The 4,612-nt window shown below is 77.0% G+C and carries 3 protein-coding genes; 1 reads left to right on the forward strand and 2 read right to left on the reverse strand.

Annotated features, from left to right (window positions below; all coding sequences use genetic code 11):
- Positions 1-72: 72 nt before the first annotated feature.
- Positions 73-1,149, reverse strand: coding sequence for a substrate-binding domain-containing protein (locus ACFCX4_RS34895; RefSeq protein WP_376151270.1), 1,077 nt, complete (start codon positions 1,147-1,149; stop codon positions 73-75).
- A gap of 148 nt (positions 1,150-1,297) precedes the next feature.
- Positions 1,298-3,088 (reverse strand): beta-galactosidase family protein, encoded by a 1,791-nt coding sequence (locus ACFCX4_RS34900; protein ID WP_376151272.1) that lies wholly within the window; start codon positions 3,086-3,088, stop codon positions 1,298-1,300.
- A 314-nt stretch (positions 3,089-3,402) separates the two neighbouring features.
- On the opposite strand from ACFCX4_RS34900, the gene ACFCX4_RS34905 reads away from it, so the two are divergent.
- Complete coding sequence (locus ACFCX4_RS34905) at positions 3,403-4,497, forward strand: substrate-binding domain-containing protein (RefSeq protein WP_376151274.1); 1,095 nt, start codon at positions 3,403-3,405, stop codon at positions 4,495-4,497.
- Positions 4,498-4,612 lie beyond the last annotated feature (115 nt).

Below are 4,612 nucleotides of genomic sequence, written 5' to 3' on the forward strand. Positions count from 1 at the left end.
GCGCCGCGGGTGCGGCGCCGGGGCCGGGGCCGGGGCCGGGCCGCCGGGGGCCGGTCGCGGCCCGGGGCGGCCTCAGCCGCCCGAGGACTCGCGGACCTTCAGGTCCGGGAGCAGTTCCAGGTGGTGGACCGGCAGGGGTTCGTCCGCGGTGGCGAGACGGCGGAGCAGCAGGTCGACCGCGGCGGCGCCGACCGCGCGCTTGGGCGGGGCGACGGCGGTCAGCGGCGGGGCGCCGAGCGCGGCGAACACGTCGTCGTAGCTGACCAGCGCGAGGTCCTCGGGGACCCGCACGCCCCCGGCCCGCAGCAGCGGCAGCAGCTGGATGGCGTCCTGGTCGTTGTGGACGAGCGCGGCGCCGACCCCGTCGGCGGCCGCCTCGGCGAGCTGCCGGGCGACCCGGTCGAGGTCGGCCGCGGGGGTGCGGACGTCGAGGACCGGCCCGGCGGTCAGGCCGAGGATCCGGCAGGCCTCGTCGTAGCCCGAGCGGACCTGGTGGGCCGTCCAGGTGTCGGCGCGGGCCGCCAGCGCGATCCGCCGGTGGCCGCGGCCGGCGAGGTGGCGGAGCGCGAGCAGGACGCCGTGGCGGTGGTCGGAGCCGACCGAGTCGAGGCCGGCGGCGGGGCCGCCGGCGATCGGCCGGCGTTCCAGCAGCACGGCGGGGACGGGGAGTCCGGCGACCCAGGCCTGGTCCTCGGGACGGTCGGCGGCGGTCCAGTTGGGGGCGAGCAGCAGGCCCTGGACGCCGGTGGCGAGGAGCTGCTCGACCTGCACGCGGTCGGCGCTGGCCTCGTAGGAGGAGATGCCGAGGACGAGGTGGGCGCCGGCCCCGGCGGCGGCGGTGCGCGCGCCGGCGATGACCTCGTCGAAGTACTGCACCACGGCGGGGACGAGCAGTCCGAGCGCCGGTCCCCCGGCGGGGCGGGCGGGTCCGGCGGCGGGCCCCGGGGCGGTGTCCGTCTCGGGGGCCGGGAACGCGACGGAGCCGTGGGTGCGGCGGAGCAGGCCCGCGTCGGCGAGCGCGGCGACGTCCCGGCGGACGGTGACGGCGGGCAGACCCAGCCGTTCGGCGAGGTCCGCCACCCGGACGGTGCCCAGAGCGCGCACCGCGTCCAGGATGCGGGCGCGGCGATCGTCCGCCGGGATCGGCATGGCACTCCCTGTCCGTGGGCTGTCGAAGTGGACAGGAACCTACCACCCGGTCACCCTCCGGCCGGGACCGGAGCCCGGTGGTGGCGGGCCGTCCGTCCCCCGGCCCGGGGCCGGGGGACGGACGGGTGCCCGCGGGCCGGAGGGCCGGTCAGGCGCCGTACCGCTCCTCGGGGACGGTGGGTCCGAGGTCCGGGCCCGCGACCAGCTCGACGCGGTCGCCGGGGCGGTGGAGTTCGAGGACCAGCACCTCGTTGGCGCCGGCCCGCCAGAGCGGCGCCGGGGCGTAGATGGTGCGCTGGGGGCCGATGTCCCAGTAGCGGCCGAGGGCGAAACCGTTGAGCCAGACCATGCCCTTGGTGAATCCGGGCAGGGCGAGGAACCCGTCGGCGGGGGTGTCGACGGTCAGTTCGGCGCGGTGGAAGCCGGGGCCCTCGGCCGTGGAGGGCGCACCGAGCGCGAGGGCCGCCGGGTCGTCCAGCGGCAGCGGGCGGACCTCCCAGCCGAACTGGTACTGCCGGTCGACCCGGACGCCGACCGTGATGCCCTTCGGGTCGTGCAGCAGCGGGCCGTAATTGATCCGGCCCAGGTTCTCGACGAGCAGGTCGAGCACCGCGCCGCCCTCGGGCACCCGCACCGGCAGGGCCCGGTCCGGCTCGTTGCGGTCGAGGACGCCGAGGGGTTCGCCGTCGAGGAACACCTGGGCGCGGTCGGCGAGGCCGTCGACGCGCAGTTCGCCGTGGGCGAGGGGTCCGCGCAGGCGGGTTCGGTAGTGGATCAGGCCGAGGTTCTGGCCGAGTTCCTCCATCGGGCGGGGCTCGGGCAGGTGGTGGACGGTGGAGAGTTCGTCGAGGGCGCCGAGCAGCGGGCGGCTCGCGGTGACGGGCGCGCCGCGGGGGGCGAGGCGGGCGGGCAGCGGCGGGAGCGGGTGGGGGTTGGGGCCGAGGTGGCGTTCGATCACCTCGCGGAAGAGGTGGAACTTCTCGGTGAGCTCGCCGGCCTCGCCGACCGGGGCGTCGTAGTCGTAGCTGGTGACGTCGGGCCGGTAGTCGGTGCCGTCGTGGTTGGCGCCGTTCCACCAGCCGAAGTTGGTGCCGCCGTGGCCCATGTAGAGGTTGACGGAGGCGCCGGCGGCGAGCTGGGCGTCGAGCACCTCGGCGGCGTCCCGGGGGTCGCGGACGTGGTGCGGCGTGCCCCAGTGGTCGAACCAGCCGCACCAGTACTCCATGGTGACCAGCGGGCCGACCGGCTGGTGACGGCGCAGACAGGCCAGGGACTCCTCGGCGCGGGAGCCGAAGGTTCCGGTGGTGAGGAGTCCGGGCACCCGGCCGCCGAGCTGGAAGCCGTCCTCTGCACCGTCGGCGGTGAACAGCAGGCAGTCGACGCCGCGGGTGACGAGGGCGTCCCGCAGGTGTTCGAGGTAGGCGGTGTCGTTGCCGTAGCTGCCGTACTCGTTCTCCACGGCGACGGCGACGACGGGGCCGCCCCGGGAGGCGAGCAGCGGCAGCAGCACGGGCACCAGGTGGTCGAACCAGGCGTCTACGGCGGCGAGGAAGGGCCCGTCGAGGCGGCGCAGCCTCATCGCGGGGTCGGCGAGCAGCCAGCCGGGCAGGCCGCCGAACTCCCACTCGGCACAGATGTACGGGCCGGGGCGGACGATGACGTCGAGCCCGAGGTCCCCGGCCGCGCGGACGAAGCCGGCGAGGTCGCGGTCGCCGGTGAAGTCGGCGCGGTCGGGCGTGGGCTGGTGGAAGTTCCAGGCGACGTAGGTCTCCACCGTGTTGACGCCCATGGCGCGCAGCCGGGTGAGGCGGTCGGTCCACTGCTCGGGCCGGATCCGGAAGTAGTGGACGGCGGCGGAGACGATCCGGTGCGGACGGCCGTCGCGCAGGAAGGTGTCGCCGTCGGTGGTCAGGGCTGCGTGGGGGGCCTGGTCGGCCATCGGGTCCTCCGCGGGAGGGAAGCGGGAGCGGGGGGAGCGGGGATGGTGCGTGAGGAGGTGAGGGGAGGCAAGGGGGCGCGAGCGGGGAAGGGGGCCTCCGTCGGGCCCGGCCGGAGCGCCGCCCGGGCGACCGCGGGCGTTCGGGCGGCGGTCACCGGGCAACACCCTAGGAGTTCGGCGATCGCACGGTCAATCGATCGGCGATCTTCGCCATTATTGATCAATATTCGATCGAACGATACTCTTCGATCGGAACATCATCGGCGGACCGCTTCCGGACGACACGTCGGCGGGCACGACAGCTGGAGGCCAGGATGGCCATTTCGGGGGAAGAACGCCGCAGGCGGATCGTGACGGCCGTCGGCGAGCTCGGCGGCCGGGTCCGGCTCACGGAACTGGCCGACCGGCTGGGCATCCCGGCCGTGACGGTCCGCCGCGACGTCGCCGCGCTCGCCGACGCCGGACAGGTCTCGCGCTCCCACGGATTCGTCTCCCTGGAACGCCCGGACGCCGCCCCCTCCCCGGTCGCCACCGGCCCCGCGGGCTCCGGCGCGCTCGGCCTGCTGGTGCCCTCCGTCGGCTCGTACTTCGACGAGGTGATCGCCGGCGCCCGCGCCGCCGCCACCGCCGCCGGGGCCCGACTGGTCCTCGGCATCGCCCCCTACGGGGCCGGCGGCGACCGGCTGCAGGCCGAACGGCTGCTGGAGTCCGGCGCCGAGGGCCTCCTGCTGGCCCCGGGCCTGGTCCCGGGCCGGGAGGCCGGCGACTACGCCTGGCTGGACACCCTGCCGGTGCCCGCCGTCCTGGTGGAGCGCCGCTCCACCACCCCGGACGGCCCCGGCTCCGAACTGGACGCCGTGGTCTCCGACCACCGCCACGGGGTGCTCCGGGCCCTGCGCCACCTCGCCGGGCTCGGCCACGGGAGCGTCCTGCTGGCCGCCCGCGGCGACTCCTGGACGGCCGCCGAGGTGCGCGCCGGCTACCAGGAGGGCACCCGACTGCTGGGCCTGCCCGACCTGCCCGCCCTGGACACCCTCGGGCCCGGCGGCGTCCCGACCGACCCCGAACTGCTGGCGGCACGGATCGCCGAGGCCGTCCGGGGCGGCACCCGGGCGGTCCTCGTCCACAACGACCAGGACGCGCTGCGGCTGCCGCCCCTGCTGCGCGCGCACGGCCTCACCGTCCCCGCGGACGTGGCCCTGGTGGCGTACGACGACGTGTTCGCCGCCCTCGCCGCGCCCCCGCTGACCGCCGTCGCCCCGCCCAAACGCGCCGTGGGCGGGGCCGCCGTCGACCTCCTGCTGCGCCGCCTGGCGGCCGGCGGCGACCTCCCGGTGCACCGCACCGCGCTGCTCCCGGCCCTGCACGTCCGCGCCTCCTGCGGAGCCGCCCCGGCAGCCGCCCGCTGAGGCCGGAGCGGTGCGGCAGGGGACCGGCCGCCGAGGCCCCGGCGGGCCGCGGACCGCACCCGCGCCCGGGGCCAGGGGTTGCGGTGCGACCGGGGGCCCGGGGGGGGAGGGCCGG

The sequence above is a fragment of the Kitasatospora sp. NPDC056327 genome (assembly GCF_042261735.1).
GTDB lineage: Bacteria > Actinomycetota > Actinomycetes > Streptomycetales > Streptomycetaceae > Kitasatospora.

Bases quoted from the DNA above. Each gene is read 5' to 3' on its own strand.
- ACFCX4_RS34895 (WP_376151270.1), bottom strand. From the start codon at position 1,149: ATGCCGATCCCGGCGGACGATCGCCGCGCCCGCATCCTGGACGCGGTG.
- ACFCX4_RS34900 (WP_376151272.1), bottom strand. From the start codon at position 3,088: ATGGCCGACCAGGCCCCCCACGCAGCCCTGACCACCGACGGCGACACC.
- ACFCX4_RS34905 (WP_376151274.1), top strand. From the start codon at position 3,403: ATGGCCATTTCGGGGGAAGAACGCCGCAGGCGGATCGTGACGGCCGTC.